Genomic DNA, 17,167 nt, shown 5'->3' with positions numbered 1-17,167 from the left:
AGGAGAGCTGCGGAATGTTTCGATTGATCACACCAACGAAGGAAGACGAATTAAAAGCGTACTTCCATTTTCGCTGGCAGATGCTGCGCGAACCTTGGTGTCAGCCTGAGGGCTCTGAGCGTGATGCCTACGATGTCGGAGCGATTCACCGCATGATCGTGGATGCCAAAGGCGAGCCTATTGCGATAGGTCGTTTATATATCAGTCCAGATAATGATGGGCAGATCCGTTACATGGCCGTTTCCCCTGATTATCGAAAGCGTGGTCTGGGTGCTCTGATCTTAATGGCTCTGGAATCGCTTGCGCGCCAAGAAGGGGCAAAACGCCTTGTGTGTAATGCCCGCGAAGATGCCATTGGGTTTTATTGTGGCAATGGGTTTGTCAGTCAGGGTGAATTGAACGAAGAGCGCGGCCCTGTTCGCCACCAACAAATGCTTAAACCGCTCGATATGATGTCTGGTGTTGTTCGTCATCCAGAATGGTGCAGCGAACTTCAGCAACGCTGGCAAACACAGATCCCGATCAGCGATAAAATGGGTGTTCGCATCACCCAATTCACAGGCTATCGTTTTGAAGTGTCCGCTCTGCTGAATGCCAATCTTAATCCTCATGACTCGATGTTTGCGGGCAGTGTGTTTAGCATGGCGACCCTCGCAGGGTGGGGCATGGTGTGGTTGCTGATGAAAGAACGACAACTGACGGCGGGTATTGTGCTGGCAGACAGTCACATTCGATATCGAAAGCCTATCACTGAACGCCCACGCGCAGTGGTGTCGCTTGATGGGTTAAGTGGTGATTTAGACCGCTTGGCCGATGGGCGAAAAGCGCGCGTGAAACTCGAAGTGACGTTATACAGTGGTGATGACATTGCAGGTGTGTTTGCGGGTACTTACATGTTAGTGCCAGAAGAGAACACGTCGCATCAAGATCAAACACCAACGCAAACGTTACTGTTTGGTTAAGCCATCAGCTTGATGGCTTATGTACCATGAAAACTGACAAAAAAGCGCGAAGATTTCGCGCTTTTTTTATGGCTGAAAATGGCAAGTTAAGATCGTCTCAGCATTCCTGCTCATCGCGCTTCAAAAGTGTTAGCGCTTATCGTCTTGTTCGACAATGCCCCATCTTGGGTCACTAAATCCCACTCACCAGAAAGTTCAGTTTTCTCATTGTCATCTTCAATGGTCATTGGCGTAATCTGAATACGCCCTCTGTCGGCGGTGATGGCGATGTCTCCCATCACCAATGGCAGATCAACAGCGCCTTGCGTTCGCTCGTTGTCTGTGAACACATTCAGAATGTCTTGAGAAAGCGTTGTGCCTTGCGTGCGAGAAAATAGCACTCGGTGCGGCGTGGCATTCAAGGTGCCCGTCAGGCTATACGCGAAACTGTCGTTACTTGCGGCTAGGCCAGAAAATGCAGCATACACGTCGTGATCACCAGAGAGGGGTAAGTACACACCAAACCAACGCTGATAAAGCGAGGTTGGAATGCTCAGCCCTTGCGCTTTCACTTCCCAAGGTCTGCTAGGGTTGGCTAAATCAATCTTGGCGGTCGCGTTCAATTGGCCTTGCGGGAACGACAATGACAGTGCGTCTAATTGCCATGCGCCATCATTCACGGACATGCTCGCATGCGGTGCAGAGACGGAAACGCGATTTACACTGGCGGCTTTCATGCTGACGGTGAGGTCACCTTGCCACATTCCTGAACGTTGCTTTTCGCGCAGCGACAACGCATTTCCCCGCAGGTTGATGCCAATTAACTGCAGCGGGAAATTCACATCAGGCACGGTCACATTGGTGTGTCGCACTGACAGCGATGCTATTTGAACATCGTCCAGTGCCGACCACGCCGTGTTCAGGGAGGTAAGCAACGGCGCTTGAAGCGTTAAGTCAAACCCATTCACCACCAAGGTTTGCAGTTGCAGACGGGCTTTGCTGATATCTCCGGCAAACGAGATAAAGCCCTCATCGTTGATCTTGGAAGAAAACGCATTAACGCGCAAAAGATCAGGGGACAGCGAAAACTCCCCCAACGCATCGGTCAGCACCCAAGTGTCGTAGCGCAGTAAGTTTGCATTGAACGATAGCAAAGATGGCACGTTACTGTTGGCCCACGTCAGTTGGCCATTTTTCACGGTAATGGATTGTGCGGAGAGGTTGAGATGATCAATGCTCAATGTGGGCATTTCCGCACTGACATCCAAGAGGTCGAGCCTGCGAATGTCCATGGAATAGTGCTGAGAAAAAGCCTGCCATTGAGAGGACAACGCGGACAGTGCCTCTGAGGGTTCAATTCGCGCATCACTCAGGCCAAGTTGGTGAATGGTCCAGTGGTTGTTTGTATCAAGGGTAGCGCTACCTGTGACGTTGCCAAACATGCTGTTGAAGGATAATCCCCACACTTCCCAAGTATCATCACGTTTTTCACTGTCGAGCAGCAAATTTGAGAGTGTCTGCCCCTGAAGTGATATCTGAGGGGCGGAAAATTGAAACTTCCCGTTCCACGTTCCCCATTCTTTTTCACTGCTTTCCCAATCCGATAATTGCACATCTGCTTGAGAAAATGACAACGCGTCACTGTCGTACGCCAAATCATCCAGTGCAATGTGTTTCACGGTGAGTGAATTTGGCACCCACTCAGGCAGGGTATCGTTGAAGGTGGCGCCCCGAATGACAAGGCTTCTTAGGGCGAGTTGTCCGGTGAGGCTGTCGAGTGGGGAAACGGTGACAGACAAGAACGCAACAGAATCGCCACGGTTGTCTTTCAACAGCTCGGGCTCATCAAATGCGATGCTAAACGGCGAAAGAATGTCGTACTCAAGGGCACTGGCATTGAGTTGATAAGGCGTGAGAGTGCTAACAACACGTTGCACCATGGGCAAACCGTAAGACGTGTGTAGAACCGTCAGGAAGGTGCACAAGGCGACAACGAGCACGATGAGTAGCGACGTAAGCAACTTTGCAAGCAAACGCATGTGGAGATGATCTCTTTAATACCCAAACCAGAATAACGACGTACTTTGGTTTGTGAAGAATACGCATAGGTCGGGTTTATACCCGCATAGTGTGTTGAGGTTGGCGTAAAAAGGTCGGTTATTCAAGCCGAAAGCGGCAAGGCCGTGAGACAGCATGAAAAGAAACAAGGATTACATCGGCGGAAAAAAGAAAGCCCCCAAGAGGGGGCTTTCATCGGCAAGTGTGTCTTAGTCGAGTTGTGGACCCGCTTTAACCAATGCTTTGCCTTCGTCGTTGTCAGTGTACTCAACGAAGTTGTTGATAAAGCGCTGTGCTAAATCTTCCGCTTTGCTTTCCCATTGTAGAGGGTCAACGTACGTGTCACGTGGATCCAGAATCGCTGGGTCTACGCCTGGTAGGCTGGTAGGCACTTCCAGGTTGAAGATCGGAATAGATTTGGTTTCTGCTTTCTCGATTGAACCATCAAGAATCGCATCGATGATGCCGCGCGTGTCTTTGATTGAGATACGTTTGCCCGTACCGTTCCAACCGGTGTTCACCAGGTAAGCTTCCGCACCAACGGCTTCCATACGCTTAACCAATACTTCTGCGTACTTGGTAGGGTGAAGCGTTAGGAACGCTTTACCGAAACAGGCAGAGAACGTTGGTGTCGGCTCAGTGATACCACGCTCAGTACCTGCAAGTTTGGCCGTGAAGCCAGACAGGAAGTGGTACTTGGTTTGCTCTGGCGTCAGCTTAGAAACAGGTGGCAATACGCCAAATGCATCAGCAGACAAGAAGATCACTTTGTTTGCGTGACCGCCTTTTGATACAGGCTTAACGATGTTTTCGATGTGGTAGATCGGGTAAGAAACACGGGTGTTCTCTGTTTTCGAACCATCATCAAAATCGATAGAGCCATCTTTACGAACGGTCACGTTCTCTAGCAGTGCGTCACGACGGATCGCATTGTAGATATCAGGCTCCGCTTCTTTTGAAAGCTTGATGGTTTTTGCGTAGCAGCCACCTTCGAAGTTGAAGACGCCGTTGTCATCCCAACCGTGCTCGTCATCACCGATAAGCTCGCGCTTAGGATCGGTAGACAGTGTGGTTTTACCTGTACCAGAAAGACCGAAGAAAATCGCAACGTCGCCTTCTTTGCCCATGTTTGCAGAACAGTGCATTGATGCAATGTCTTGCAGAGGCAGGAAGTAGTTCATCATTGCGAACATGCCTTTCTTCATTTCGCCGCCGTACCATGTACCGCCGATCAATTGCATTTTCTCGGTCAGGTTAAATACGGTGAAGTTTTCAGAGTTCAGACCGTGCTCTTCCCACTTCTCATTGACGCACTTAGCACCATTCATTACCACGAAATCAGGTTCAAAGTTTTCCAGCTCTTCTTCAGTTGGGCGGATAAACATGTTTTTAACGAAGTGTGCCTGCCAAGCTACTTCTGTGATAACGCGGATGCATAAGCGAGTATCAGGGTTTGCGCCACAGTAGCCGTCAATGACGAATAGACGCTTGCCAGATAGTTGGGTAGTCACAAGGGCTTTCAGATCATCCCAGACGTGCTGTTCGATCGCTTTGTTGTCGTTAGCGCCTTGATCTGACCACCACATGGTGTTTTCAGTGGTGGCATCTCGTACGATGTATTTGTCTTTCGGGGAACGACCAGTAAAAATACCAGTATCGACTGACACTGCACCAAGTTCGGTAACAACGCCTTTCTCATATCCTTCAAGCTCAGCTTTTGTTTCTTCAGTAAAGAGTTGCTCATAACTTGGGTTACGAATCACCTCCTTAACATTGTTTAAGCCGTGCAGTGACAAATCTATATTTCTTGCAACCTTTTTCTCGACGTTCATGACAGTCATAGGTGCTCCTTGGGTAAGATGTGTTTAACTGTCGTCCATGCTAGCAACCTGAACTAGGTAATTCAGAGAGTTAATTCAAAAAATAACCACAAACAAATTAAGGTAATGTAATACTCTTAACCAGTCTGTACCTTTTATATTACCGCCATGTTAAGCACTTGTGCCACTCGATATTGGTTATTATTTGTACAAAATTAAGCAGTTAAAGGTCGGCGTATTTTTTTTGGGAAAGAGACGAGAAAGGGAAAAAAAATCGGCCAGGAGGCCGATTTTTGTTGGTTTTTTGTGCGTTAATTATTTAAGGAAAATATTAATGCATAGAATCTGATGAAGGACTGTTTTGATCGAAAATTGCTTTAATATCAACACTATCGAATTCATAGTCCGTGCCACAATAATCACAGTGAAGTTTGAGGTTTCCTGTCTCAACGACCATTTTCTCAACTTCTTGGCGTTCAATTGCAGCAATCGCAGAAGCGCTGCGCTCGCGAGAGCATGTACACTTGAATGTCACGTTTTTCGGCTCGAAGACTTTTACATTTTCTTGGTGATAAAGTCTGTAAAGAACGTCTTCAGCGGCCAAAGTGAACAATTCCTCGTTCTTCACTGTGTCCGTTAACTGTGCAAGGTGGTCGAAATCTTCGGCACTTCCTTGGCCATCAGGCATCACTTGAAGCAACATGCCTGACGCGTGGTTTTTACCGTCAACGTCACCTGTGCGAAGCCACAAACGTGTTTTTAGCTGCTCAGAACGTTCGAAGTAATCTTCAATACACTCTTGAAGGGTTTCGCCTTCCAAACCAACGATACCTTGGTAGCGTTCGCCTTTCTCTGGCTCGATAGTGATCACGATTTGCCCTTTGCCGATCATACCTTGCAAGGTGATGTCGTCAGCAAGCTCACCATGCCAGCGCGCTGTTCCACGAAGTACTTGTTCGTGGTTACCGTTGATAACCACAAGGGGTACTGGACCGTCACCTTGGATTTGCACGGTAATGCTGCCCTCGAATTTCAAGGTCGCAGTCAGCAAGCTGGTGGCAACCATAAGCTCACCCAGCAGCTTTTTAATTGGCGCAGGGTATTCCTTGCTGCCTGTGAGTTGTTCAAAAGAATCAGATAATTGAACCAGTTCGCCGCGTACTGAAACGCCATCGAACAAGTAACGGTGCAGACTGTCTTGTGCCATGGGATAATTTCTCCGGCGTTAATCGTTACTGTTTCTAAATTTGATAATATCGCGTCGCTGCTTTTTGTCAGGTCGGCGTTCTGGGCTCGGGTTGTGCGCATTGAGTTTGCGTTCGAGACTCTTTTGCTCGCGCAATGTCACGCTGGCATCGGTTTCGCTGTAAAGCGCTTGTGCTTCTGGGGCACCGCGTCGATGTTCGCTGAGTTTCTCAACCACGATGGTTTTTTCTTCAGCACCTTGGCGTAGTCGGATTTCCGCACCGACTTCAACCAATTTGCTCGGTTTTGAACGCTGGCCGTTATAGTGCACTTTGCCACCGTCAATCATGTTTCTCGCCAAACTTCGTGTCTTGTAAAAGCGCGCGGCCCACAACCACTTGTCTAAGCGAACTTGCAATTTTTGGTCGGAATTGTCGTGTTTTGAACCCACTAAACACTCCTTTACATTCAGGTGACTAAACTTACCACAATTGGTTAATACGATCAGCATCACAGTTCAGCGCTGGATATGGTGTCGATCCGTCTAACTTTCAAGCCGAGATGGAATCATTCAGTCAAAAATCAGGTCTCTCTTATCGGCAATTGGTCTGAAAAAAGGTAAATTGTTGAGTCATACTAATGATTCCTGCATCAAGGCGCTAAAAACAGTCAACATATTGGTTGCCAATGCATTGCTGATGTAATTAGACAGGAAAAGCATGTTTGCAAATTTCGGGATGAAGCGCTTAGGAAACTTTGCGCCGCCACAATTAGGAAAGGACGCTCCTGCCACGGCAGCGAAGTGGGTGACACGGATATTGCTATTTATATTGGCATGGACGTTAGGCCGCTTGCTATGGGTATGGTTTGTACCCGCTGACGCGACGGTTGTTTCTTCTGCACCCTCTCAAGTGTCGGTTGGACAAGTCACACCTGCCTACCAAATCGATCAGATCGTTAATCATCATATTTTTGGGCGCTTCAGCGAAAAAACAGCGCCAGCCCCTAAAAAACCTGAGCCAGTCGTTGATGCCCCGCGTACCCGTTTAAACCTCACGCTTGTCGGATTGGTGGCGAGCTCTGAACCTGAGCGTGGCTTGGCGGTGATTGCAAACCGTGGCTCGCAAAAAACCTACGGAATTGGCGAAGCCATTGAAGGAACTCGCGTTACTTTGCGTCAAGTTTTGAACGACCGCGTCATTTTGCGCAATAACGGACGAGATGAAGCTTTGATGTTGGCGGGGGTCGATTACAATGCGCGCGGCCAATCGAAGCCTGCAACACGTTCAAAAGCATCAGCGCCTGTTAGACGAAATACAGGCAAGCCCGACCTTAGCAATGTAAAAGCTGAAATCTTGAGTAACCCGCAAGCGCTGCTGAAATACATCACCTTGTCTCAAGAGCAGGGTGAGAATGGATTAGTGGGTTATCGCATCGGCCCTGGTAGCGATAGCCGTTTATTTGATGAAGCGGGCTTGAAGTCCGGAGACGTGGCGGTTGGTCTTAACGGTGCTGACTTAACAAACCCCGCAGAAATGAACCGTATATGGCAAAGCTTGTCTGATGCCTCAGAGATCAGTCTCACCGTTCAGCGTGACGGTCAGTTGCACGACATTTATATCAGCCTGTAATTAGGACTGAAAACGGAGAACAGAGTGGATACGTGGAAGAAACGTAAAACGTGGCTAGTTGCCGGCGTGCTAGCGATGCAAAGCATGGGCGCGTGGGCCGCTGAATTCAGTGCCAGTTTTAAAGGAACGGACATCCAAGAATTTATCGAGATTGTTGGTCGTAACCTAGAGAAAACCATCATTGTCGATCCCGCTGTACGCGGCAAAGTGAATGTTCGTAGCTATGACGTCCTGAACGATGATCAGTATTACCAGTTTTTCCTCAATGTGCTTGAGGTTTACGGGTTTGCTGTGGTTGAGATGGAAAACGGTGTGTTGAAAGTCATTCGCGACAAAGACGCGAAGCAGGCAGCCGTTCCTGTTGTTGGTGACGACAACACCATCCAAGGTGATGCGGTTATCACACGTGTTGTGTCGGTGAAAAACGTCACGGTGCGCGAATTGTCTCCTTTGCTACGCCAACTTATCGACAATGCGGGTGCGGGTAACGTTGTTCACTACGATCCGGCTAATGTCATCATGATCACGGGCCGTGCTGCGGTGGTGAATCGACTGGCTGAAATCATTGATCGCGTAGACAGAGCCGGTGACACGGAAGTTGAGATCGTTAACCTCAACCATGCGTCAGCGTCTGAAATGGTGCGTATCGTTGAAAGCTTGCACAAACAAGCGGATGGCAAAAATACCCCTGCGTTGTTGCAGCCTAGCTTTGTTGCGGACGAGCGTACCAACTCGATTCTGATCTCGGGTGAACCTCAAGTTCGCGAGCGTATTCGTAAGTTGATCGGTCAGTTAGACCGTGAAATGGCGACCACAGGCAACAATCGTGTTGTCTATCTGCGTTACGCAAAAGCTGAAGACGTGGTGGATGTTCTACAAGGCGTCTCTGACAACCTGATTGCAGAGAAGCAAGGTGGCCAGAAGTCTGGCGGTGCGCAAGCTGGAAATGACGTGAAAATTTCTGCGCATAAAGGGACTAACGCCCTCGTTATCACTGCGCCGCCCGATATCATGCGTGCCCTTGAGAGCGTGATTGCACAGCTTGATATTCGCCGTGCACAAGTGCTTATTGAAGCCATGATTGTGGAGATCTCTGAAAGCGATGGTGCAAACCTTGGCGTTCAGTGGGGGTCTCTAGACGGCGGTGGTATCCAGTTTGGTAATACGGGTGTGCCCATCACCAACTACCTAGCGGCACAAGAGCAAGCCAAAGACACCACGACCACAGAGTCGCGTTTCGACAACAACAATAACTTGGTTGAAGTACCGATCACCGAATCAGGCGACCCAACGGCGATTGCGGAAGTGCTAGGCGGCGTGAGTGGTTTGGCTGCAGGTGTTGTGTTTGGTGATTGGACTGCGCTGGTAACAGCTGTATCGTCTAACAGCGATTCAAACATTCTATCTTCACCAAGCTTGATGGTTCTCGATAACGAAGAAGCCTCATTCATCGTGGGTGAAGAAGTACCTGTTGTAACAGGCTCTGCGACAGGCTCAAACAATGACAACCCATTCCAAACCGTTGAACGTAAGGATGTGGGTATCAAACTGAAAGTAACGCCTCAAATCAATGAAGGTGACTCTGTTCAGCTCAACATCGAACAAGAAATCTCTAACGTGTTGGGTGCCAGCGGTGCGGTGGATATTCGCTTTGGTAAGCGCCAATTGACAACGTCGATTCTGGCGGCTGACCAACAAATGATCGTGTTGAGTGGTTTGATTGATGAGCAAACCAATGAAAGCGAGCAGAAAGTGCCAATCCTTGGTGACATTCCAATCCTTGGTCACTTGTTCAAATCAACCTCTTCAGGAAAAACGAAACGTAACCTGATGCTGTTTATCAAACCGACGATCATTCGCACGGGCCTGACGGCTGACGGTATCACGCAGCGTAAATACAACTACATTCGTGCCGAGCAAATCTTCCGTGCACAAGAAGAAGTGAAGTTGATGCCAGGTGTGACAACACCGGTGCTACCTGAATTTGGTAACGACCTGACCATGCCCGCAGAAATCCGCGCCATTATGTCGGAACTGAGGTAAGCGCGATGGATGAGCTTCCAGTAGTGTCTGATGAGGTGCTTGAGCAAGTTGTGCCAATCGCAGCAACGCGTTTGCCGTTTGGTTTTGCGAAGCGCCATGGTGTGATGGTTGAGCGCACAGATACAGGTTGGTTGATGTATTACAAAGATCAGCCGCGTGCAGAAGTGTTGATGGAAGTGCGTCGTGTGCTTGGACAATCTTTCACGCCAATCCAACTGCGCGTTGAAGATTTCGATCCTAAGCTGACCCAGCTTTATCAGCGTGATTCGTCGGAAGCACAGCAATTGATGGAAGACATCGGTGCTGACAGCGATGATTTCTTTGCCTTGGCCGAAGAGCTGCCGCAAAGCGAAGACTTGCTGGAATCGGAAGACGATGCGCCGATCATTAAATTGATCAATGCAATGCTGGGTGAGGCGATCAAAGAAACCGCGTCTGACATCCACATTGAAACCTTTGAGAAAAATCTGTCGATCCGTTTTCGTGTCGATGGTGTGCTTCGCGAAGTGCTAAGCCCAAGCCGCAAACTCGCGCCACTGCTAGTGTCGCGTATTAAGGTGATGGCGCGTCTTGATATCGCAGAGAAACGTGTCCCACAAGATGGCCGTATTTCTTTGCGTATTGGTGGCCGTGCTGTCGATGTGCGTGTGTCTACCATGCCATCGTCTCACGGCGAGCGCGTGGTATTACGTCTTCTTGATAAAAACGCCACCCAGCTGGATTTGGAAAGCTTGGGCATGACGCGTTCAGTGCATGACAGCTTCCAAACGCTTATCAAACGTCCTCACGGTATTTTGCTCGTAACGGGCCCGACAGGTTCTGGTAAATCCACGACCTTGTATGCGGGTTTAACCGAGCTAAACAGCGCTGAACGCAATATTCTGACGGTAGAAGATCCGATCGAGTTTGATATCGACGGTATCGGTCAAACGCAGGTTAACACCAAAGTCGACATGACCTTTGCCCGCGGTCTTCGCGCTATTTTGCGTCAAGACCCGGATGTGGTGATGGTCGGTGAGATCCGTGACTTAGAGACTGCCCAGATTGCGGTTCAGGCCTCGTTAACCGGTCACTTGGTTCTATCAACCTTGCACACCAACACGGCTGTCGGTGCCATCACGCGTTTGCGTGATATGGGCATTGAACCTTTCCTTGTGTCGTCGTCATTACTCGGTGTACTTGCACAGCGTCTTGTTCGTACCTTGTGCCAAGACTGTAAAGAACCTTACGAAGCCGATGCACCAAGTAAATCTTGGTTTGGTATGTCGGAAGATGAGTCATTGACCTTGTATCGCCCTAAGGGGTGTAAGCACTGTAACAACAAAGGCTACCGTGGCCGAACAGGTATTCACGAGTTGCTGGTGGTTGATACGCACGTGCAAGAGCTGATCCACAACGAAGAAGGTGAGCAGGCCATTGAGCGTTATGCTCGCCAACATTCGCCAAGTATTCGCGCTGACGGTCTGATGAAAGTCAGGCTCGGCCAGACCACGCTTGAAGAAGTCCTTCGCGTTACGCGGGAGGGATAATGGCAGCGTTCGAATATAAAGCGCTTAACCCTAAAGGTCGCACCATCAAAGGTGTGATTGAGGCTGATACAGCCCGTCTTGCAAGGCAAATGCTGCGTGAGAAAGGCTTGGTGCCGGTTGATATCGCCCAAACGCGTGAGAAAGAGCAGCAACAGCAGCGCGCGCAATCTGTTGGCTTTCAGCGTGGCATCAGCACCAATGAATTGGCGTTGATCACCCGCCAGTTGGCGACCTTGGTGCAAGCCTCAATGCCTTTGGAAGAATGTATCAAAGCGGTGGCGGATCAAACGGAAAAGCAACGCTTGAAGAACATGCTGACAGGGGTACGAGCGCGGGTTGTTGAAGGGTATACCTTGTCGGACAGCTTGGGGGATTACCCGCATGTGTTTGACCAACTGTTTCGCGCCATGGTGGCCGCAGGTGAGAAATCCGGTCACTTAGGGCCTGTGCTTGAACGTTTGGCTGACTTCGTTGAAAACCGTCAGCAAGTGAAAAACAAACTGATCCAAGCCATGGTGTATCCGATTGTGTTAACCGTGGCGGCGATTGCGATCGTCGCGTTCTTGTTGGCGACCGTGGTGCCTGACATTGTCGGACAATTCTTGCGTACAGGCGCGGAATTACCGGGTATTACGCAGGTGCTGCTGACGGCCAGTGACTTTGTGACCAATTGGGGATTGCTCGTCTTAGTGGTGTTTGTGGGGCTTTTGGTGCTCACCAAAATGCTACTGAAAAACGAAACCCGCAAACTCAATTGGGATCATCGTGTACTGGGCATGCCAGTGATTGGGCGTGTGGCGCGTGGGTTAAATACATCACGCTTTGCGCGCACCTTGTCGATTTGTACCTCAAGCGCCATTCCTTTGCTTGATGGCATGAAAGTCGCCGCCGATGTCATGACCAATACCTGGGTGAAAACCAAGGTGTTGGAAGCGTCTGATCGTGTGCGTGAAGGGGCAAGCCTTCGTGTGTCGCTAGAAAAATCAAAACTGTTCCCACCGATGATGCTTCATATGATCGCCAGTGGTGAACGCAGTGGTGAGTTGGAGCAAATGCTGACCCGCGCTGCGGATAACCAAGACCGCGATTTTGAATCTCAAGTCAATATCGCACTCGGGATCTTTGGCCCGTTACTGATTGTCTGCATGGCAGGCATCGTGCTTTTCATTGTTGTGGCAACCTTGATGCCCATTATTCAGCTCAACAATATTGTTGGTGTATAAAGCAAAACATAAGCTGCACAGCAGCATTTTTCAGGAGAGAGAACATGCAACGTCGTCAACAGGGTTTCACCCTGCTGGAAATCATGGTTGTTATCGTTATTTTGGGTGTATTGGCAAGTTTGGTTGTCCCTAACCTTCTCGGTAACAAAGATAAAGCTGACCAGCAAAAAGCAATCACTGACATCAGTGCACTGGAGGGTGCGTTGGATATGTACCGTCTAGACAACAGCGTTTACCCAACCACAGACCAAGGTCTGGATGCATTGGTGTCGAAACCTACGTCATCGCCAGAGCCGCGTAGCTATCGCCAAGACGGTTACATCAAGCGTCTTCCACAAGACCCTTGGGGTAACGATTACCAGTACTTGAACCCAGGCGAGCACGGCACAACGGATATCTTCACCCTAGGTGCAGATAACCAAGAAGGCGGTGAGGGTGTCAATCAAGACATCGGTAACTGGAACATGCTAGAGATTAACTGATTGTGAAGAATGGGCACTCAACCGGATTTACATTGCTGGAAATTTTGCTTGTCCTGCTTTTGTTAGCAGTCAGTGCAGTGGTTGTGGTGCCTAATCTTCCTCAAAATCAGAGTGATGAAGCGAAAGAAGAAGCGCAGCGTTTTTACCAATTGGTGCAACTGTGGACAGAGCAAGCGCTGCTGACAGGGCAAACATTTGGGCTGCGTTTTGATAATGACAGCTACACCTTGAATCAACTGACGCCAAAAGAGTGGCAACCTGTCTCGGAAGGGCGTTATGCCAATGCGATTTCGATGCCAGAAGGCATTGAAATGGATTTGGAAGTGTCAGGCTTTGTGAATGAAGAAGACCGCTTGTTCGATCGCAAAGGTCTGTTTGATGACGAGTTGTTTGCTGAGGAGGAAGACAAGCCAAAGCCGCCTCAAGTGGTGTTGATGGGCAATGGCGAAATCATTCCTTTTACGCTGACTTTTTTGGCCGACGACAAACGTTTGTGGCAAGTCAAAGGCAATGATGTGGCGACCTTTGAAATTACTGCGCTGAATGAGGGTAAAGAGTGAGACAAACTCGTGGCTTTACCCTGATTGAAGTGCTTGTGGCAATGGCCGTGTTTGCGGTTGCTGCCATGGCGGTGCTGAATGCGACCGGGCAACATGTTAATTCGCTCGGAGCGCTAGAAGAGAAAACCTTTGCTGCCATGGTGGCAGACAATGAATTGGCGCTATTTACCCTTGAAGGGAAAGTGCCAACATCCGCGAAAAACGGCAAATCTGAACTGGCGGGCCGAACGTGGTTTTGGACGATACAGCCAGTCCCGACAGTGGACAATGCATTGAAGGCCGTGGATGTGATCGTATGGCAAAACGAAGAGAAGACAAACCAGCTGCTCTCCGTAAGGACGTACGTCCCTAATGGCTAAGATGAACAAGGTAATGACGTTAACGACGTCTCGCAAAGTGCGCGGTTTCACCTTGATTGAAGTGCTTTTGGCGCTAATGATTTTTGCCACGTTGAGTGTGGCAGCAAACCAGATTTTTCGTAACGTGATCAATGCGAACCAGCAAACAGAAGAAGTGGGTGATGCGCTGAAAACCTTACAGCGTAGTTTGGTGATCATGGACAGTGACTTTCGCCAGATGCTGGCGCGTCAGTACCGAAACGGTGGCGATGAATCCGACGGTAAGTTGATTGAATTAGGCGATGACTTATTAGGTTCAGAAGCGGCTGGCATTCGCTTTGTGCGCGGTGGATGGATCAACCCACAACAGCTTTTCCCAAGAGGAGAGGTCGTGAAAGTGGGCTATCGCTTGCAAGAGGAAAAGCTAGAACGCATTCGTTGGATGTATGCTGATGACAGTTCCGCAACCGAGCCTGCGGTGATGCCATTGATGGAAGGCGTGACGAATTTAACCTTTGAAGTGCTTGGTGAAGACAGCTGGCAGAAGAACTGGGATAGCGCGAATATCATGCCGAAAGCGGTGCGCGTGACCCTTGAAACCGAACGGTACGGTGAGTTGACGCGTGTGTATCTGCTGCCGGGGCAAGAGATCGCGGATACCCCTGCGGGTGGAGGGGTGCAATGATGAAGCACTCCCAACGTGGTGTAGCATTACTGGTGGTTTTGCTGATCATGGCGTTGATGACAACGGTCGCTGTCAGCATGTCGAGCCGCATGTTCGTGAACTTCAACCGAGCAGAAAGCCAGATACGCTACCAGCAGGCCTATTGGTATGCACAATCTGTAGAAGCACTTGCGCGCTACGGTATTGAAGAGAGTATCGACAGTGATGAAACCGTCACGCTTAGCCAGCCTTGGGCGGTGCGAGACCAGATTTACCCATTAGATGGCGGACAAGCAACGGGCAGCGTGTTCGATCGCCAAGCCTGTTTTAACGTGAATGGCCTGAGGGACATTAAACCGTTGGAGAATGGCACCAACCCGTTGTTGGTGACCGCGCTACAGCAATTGATTGAGTCTCAAGGCATCGATAGCTTTGAAGCAGAAACAGCGGCCGCATCCACGTGGGAATACATTGATACGAACTCAGAAGTGCAATCGCCATTGGGCGTTGAAGACAGCGAATACGAAGCGCGTTCGCTAGCACACGTTGCACCGAACAATTTTATTGCAGACATCTCTGAATGGCGCGCGATCAATGGTGTATCCCAAGAGATGTTTGACAAAGTCAGTCCGTTTCTCTGTGCCGTGCCTAATGGCAACCTTGTGGTAAACGTGAATACACTGACAGAAGAAGACGCACCGATACTGAGTGCCATTTTTCACCCAAACTTAAGTGATGATCAGGCCAAACAACTGATCAATGAACGAAACGCCGTTGATGGCTGGAAAGACGTGGCGAGCTTCATGGCTGAGCCCGTGCTTAGCAGCTTAAAAGAAGACGACAGAGAGCGCCTTCAGAATTTTTTTGATGTTCGAAGTCGCTTCTTTGAACTGGATACAACCATTACCCTCGACAGCACAAGCTTACGAATGCGCGCGTTGTTGGAAAGAGATGATTCAGGCACGGTCACAGTTGTCCGTCGCCGCTTTGGAGGAATGAGTGAGCGAGATCCTGACGATAAGGCTTAACAGTGATCCGCAGGAAGCAATACCGTGGCTAGTATGGTCGCCAAGTCAGCAAGATGTGATTGCATCGGGAGAGGCTGAAAACTTGGCACAATTGGCAGAGTATGCCAAAGACCGCGATGTCATGGCGTTGGCGGATAGCGCAGCGTTGACCTTAGCCTCTGTGGCTATTCCTTCTGGCAGTGAACGCCAGTTGGAAACTGTGTTGCCTTACTTGCTTGAAGATGATTTAGCGCAAGATGTCGATCAGGTGCATGTCACCCTGCTTGGGAAGTCTGGTACGCAGGCACACGTGGCGGTGATTGAGCACCGTATTCTGCAGCGTTGGCTTTCTGAATTATCTGATGAAGGCATGACATTGAAGCGCCTTATTCCTGATTGTTTGTGTTTGCCGTTACATGACGACGCTGTGAGCGTGGCATCGTTGAACAACCGCTGGCTGGTGCGCGTGAGTGACACCCAAGGCGGAACGGCGGAACCTGCTTGGCTACCAATGTGGCTGAAGAGCATCGCGGATGCGCGCGATGATGAAGAAGCAGAAGAACGCGCTGTGATCAGTTATTCAGCCTTGCCTGATGATGCCCCTGAAAATTGGCGCTGTGAACCTTCCGAGCTAGTGATGCTTCTACTGGCGCAAGGTGCCATGTCGAGCCGTGCTTCATTGCTAACGGGCCGATACAAACCGCAAAACCAAATTTATAAACACTTAAAGCCTTGGCGAAGTGTCGCCATTGCCGCGGGGATATTGTTATCTGTGCTTGGCGCTGAAAAAGTGGCGGGCATTTACCAAATGGAAGCACAAGCAAAACAACTCCGTGAACAAAGTGAAACGCGATTACGCTCTGTGTTACCGAATAATCAACGTATTCCAACCACCAGTTACCTGCGCCGTTTAATGGAATCGGAAGTGAACCGTCTTTCTGGAACGGGTGAGCAAACCGGTTTGATGGTTTGGTTGCACGAGTTGGGGCCGATGCTGAAAGGCGTGTCAGGCATTCGTCTGGATTCTATCCGCTACGACCAAAAGCGCGGTGAGCTGCGCTTTAATGCCCGAGGCAAAGACTTTGCAGATTTCGATAAATTGCGAGAAGCACTCTCTCGTAAATATGAAACGAGCATTGGCCAAACAAGCCGCGATCGTGAAAGCGTCACGGGTGCCTTTGTGCTGAAGAGGGCGTCGTAATGAAAGCATTTATCGCGTATTGGAAAGGCTTGTCGCTTCGCGAGCAACGCTTGTTAGGGGCTGCTGCTGCAGTGCTATTGTTGGGCGGTTTGTATTGGGGGTTGATAAGCCCGCTGCAAGAACGTGCCGAACAAGCCAAGCAAAAACTGGCGAGCGAAAAAGCGTTGCTGGCTTGGGTTGATGGAAAAGCCGCAGAAATTGAAGCGCTTCGCGCGGCAACCGGCAACCGTTCACAAGTGAGCACATTACCGCTCAACCAAGCCGTGACGAGCAGCGTTAAGCGTTACAAATTGGAAATTGTTAGATTGCAGCCGCAACAAGAAGACATTCAAGTGTGGCTGAAACCCATGCCTTTCAGTACATTGCTGACTTGGTTGGAGTTTCTTTCTTCTTCGCAGGGCGTGCAGGTGAAGTTTATCGATTTGGGTAAAACGGATACCGAAGGCATGGTTGAAGTGAAACGTCTGCAGTTAGGGCGGGGATAA

Annotated in this window: 16 protein-coding genes; 12 read left to right on the top strand and 4 right to left on the bottom strand. The window is 49.6% G+C overall.

Annotation, left to right across the window (positions count from 1 at the left end; translation table 11 throughout):
* Positions 1–14: 14 nt before the first annotated feature.
* Positions 15–962 (top strand): bifunctional GNAT family N-acetyltransferase/hotdog fold thioesterase, encoded by a 948-nt coding sequence (locus tag EQP46_RS19300; protein ID WP_129495193.1) that lies wholly within the window; start codon positions 15–17, stop codon positions 960–962.
* Positions 963–1,072: 110 nt separating this feature from the next.
* Here EQP46_RS19300 and EQP46_RS19295 read toward each other — a convergent pair whose 3' ends face one another.
* The 4 genes from EQP46_RS19295 to hslR form a co-directional block, all read right to left on the bottom strand.
* Complete coding sequence (locus EQP46_RS19295) at positions 1,073–2,980, bottom strand: AsmA family protein (RefSeq protein ID WP_129495192.1); 1,908 nt, start codon at positions 2,978–2,980, stop codon at positions 1,073–1,075.
* 228 nt (positions 2,981–3,208) lie between these two features.
* Complete coding sequence (pckA, locus tag EQP46_RS19290; protein ID WP_129495191.1) at positions 3,209–4,840, bottom strand: phosphoenolpyruvate carboxykinase (ATP); 1,632 nt, start codon at positions 4,838–4,840, stop codon at positions 3,209–3,211.
* A gap of 310 nt (positions 4,841–5,150) precedes the next feature.
* Positions 5,151–6,026, bottom strand: coding sequence for an Hsp33 family molecular chaperone HslO (gene hslO, locus EQP46_RS19285; protein ID WP_129495190.1), 876 nt, complete (start codon positions 6,024–6,026; stop codon positions 5,151–5,153).
* An 18-nt stretch (positions 6,027–6,044) separates the two neighbouring features.
* The gene (hslR, locus tag EQP46_RS19280; protein WP_129495189.1) at positions 6,045–6,455 is read right to left on the bottom strand and encodes a ribosome-associated heat shock protein Hsp15; all 411 of its coding nucleotides are present in this window, start codon (positions 6,453–6,455) and stop codon (positions 6,045–6,047) included.
* A gap of 268 nt (positions 6,456–6,723) precedes the next feature.
* Between hslR and gspC the strand changes: the two genes are divergently transcribed.
* From gspC to EQP46_RS19225, 11 genes are read left to right on the top strand one after another with little or no spacing between them, the layout of a single operon-like run.
* A complete protein-coding gene (gene gspC, locus EQP46_RS19275) occupies positions 6,724–7,635 on the top strand; it encodes a type II secretion system protein GspC (protein ID WP_129495188.1) in 912 nt (303 codons plus the stop codon).
* Positions 7,636–7,659: 24 nt separating this feature from the next.
* Positions 7,660–9,678: a type II secretion system secretin GspD gene (gene gspD, locus EQP46_RS19270; RefSeq protein WP_129495187.1), complete on the top strand. Its 2,019-nt coding sequence runs from the start codon at positions 7,660–7,662 to the stop codon at positions 9,676–9,678.
* Between the two features lie 5 nt (positions 9,679–9,683).
* Positions 9,684–11,207, top strand: a complete 1,524-nt coding sequence (gene gspE / locus EQP46_RS19265) for a type II secretion system ATPase GspE (RefSeq protein WP_129495186.1) — start codon at positions 9,684–9,686, stop codon at positions 11,205–11,207.
* On the top strand, positions 11,207–12,430 hold the full coding sequence (gene gspF / locus EQP46_RS19260) for a type II secretion system inner membrane protein GspF (protein ID WP_129495185.1): 1,224 nt from the start codon (positions 11,207–11,209) through the stop codon (positions 12,428–12,430). Before gspE ends, gspF begins: the two co-directional genes overlap by 1 nt.
* A 44-nt stretch (positions 12,431–12,474) precedes the next feature.
* Complete coding sequence (gene gspG / locus EQP46_RS19255) at positions 12,475–12,912, top strand: type II secretion system major pseudopilin GspG (RefSeq protein ID WP_017012507.1); 438 nt, start codon at positions 12,475–12,477, stop codon at positions 12,910–12,912.
* 2 nt (positions 12,913–12,914) lie between these two features.
* Positions 12,915–13,472: a type II secretion system minor pseudopilin GspH gene (gene gspH, locus EQP46_RS19250; protein ID WP_129495184.1), complete on the top strand. Its 558-nt coding sequence runs from the start codon at positions 12,915–12,917 to the stop codon at positions 13,470–13,472.
* Positions 13,469–13,831, top strand: coding sequence for a type II secretion system minor pseudopilin GspI (gene gspI / locus EQP46_RS19245; protein WP_102260052.1), 363 nt, complete (start codon positions 13,469–13,471; stop codon positions 13,829–13,831). The genes gspH and gspI overlap by 4 nt, the downstream gene beginning before the upstream one ends.
* On the top strand, positions 13,824–14,495 hold the full coding sequence (gene gspJ, locus EQP46_RS19240; protein WP_129495183.1) for a type II secretion system minor pseudopilin GspJ: 672 nt from the start codon (positions 13,824–13,826) through the stop codon (positions 14,493–14,495). The genes gspI and gspJ overlap by 8 nt, the downstream gene beginning before the upstream one ends.
* Entirely contained in the window at positions 14,492–15,502 is a 1,011-nt protein-coding gene (gene gspK / locus EQP46_RS19235) for a type II secretion system minor pseudopilin GspK (protein WP_129495182.1), read from the top strand. The genes gspJ and gspK overlap by 4 nt, the downstream gene beginning before the upstream one ends.
* Entirely contained in the window at positions 15,474–16,682 is a 1,209-nt protein-coding gene (gene gspL / locus EQP46_RS19230) for a type II secretion system protein GspL (protein ID WP_129495181.1), read from the top strand. Before gspK ends, gspL begins: the two co-directional genes overlap by 29 nt.
* Positions 16,682–17,167: a type II secretion system protein M gene (locus tag EQP46_RS19225; protein ID WP_129495180.1), complete on the top strand. Its 486-nt coding sequence runs from the start codon at positions 16,682–16,684 to the stop codon at positions 17,165–17,167. The genes gspL and EQP46_RS19225 overlap by 1 nt, the downstream gene beginning before the upstream one ends.

It is taken from the genome of Enterovibrio baiacu (assembly GCF_004120195.1).
Classification (GTDB): domain Bacteria; phylum Pseudomonadota; class Gammaproteobacteria; order Enterobacterales; family Vibrionaceae; genus Enterovibrio; species Enterovibrio baiacui.
The sequence above is the reverse complement of the archived record's forward strand: the minus strand, read 5'-3'. Positions and strand labels throughout refer to the sequence as shown.

Bases quoted from the DNA above. Each gene is read 5' to 3' on its own strand.
- gspJ (WP_129495183.1), top strand. From the start codon at position 13,824: ATGGCTAAGATGAACAAGGTAATGACGTTAACGACGTCTCGCAAAGTG.
- EQP46_RS19300 (WP_129495193.1), top strand. From the start codon at position 15: ATGTTTCGATTGATCACACCAACGAAGGAAGACGAATTAAAAGCGTAC.
- gspC (WP_129495188.1), top strand. From the start codon at position 6,724: ATGTTTGCAAATTTCGGGATGAAGCGCTTAGGAAACTTTGCGCCGCCA.
- EQP46_RS19295 (WP_129495192.1), bottom strand. From the start codon at position 2,980: ATGCGTTTGCTTGCAAAGTTGCTTACGTCGCTACTCATCGTGCTCGTT.
- pckA (WP_129495191.1), bottom strand. From the start codon at position 4,840: ATGACTGTCATGAACGTCGAGAAAAAGGTTGCAAGAAATATAGATTTG.
- gspF (WP_129495185.1), top strand. From the start codon at position 11,207: ATGGCAGCGTTCGAATATAAAGCGCTTAACCCTAAAGGTCGCACCATC.
- gspK (WP_129495182.1), top strand. From the start codon at position 14,492: ATGATGAAGCACTCCCAACGTGGTGTAGCATTACTGGTGGTTTTGCTG.
- gspG (WP_017012507.1), top strand. From the start codon at position 12,475: ATGCAACGTCGTCAACAGGGTTTCACCCTGCTGGAAATCATGGTTGTT.
- hslO (WP_129495190.1), bottom strand. From the start codon at position 6,026: ATGGCACAAGACAGTCTGCACCGTTACTTGTTCGATGGCGTTTCAGTA.
- EQP46_RS19225 (WP_129495180.1), top strand. From the start codon at position 16,682: ATGAAAGCATTTATCGCGTATTGGAAAGGCTTGTCGCTTCGCGAGCAA.
- gspE (WP_129495186.1), top strand. From the start codon at position 9,684: ATGGATGAGCTTCCAGTAGTGTCTGATGAGGTGCTTGAGCAAGTTGTG.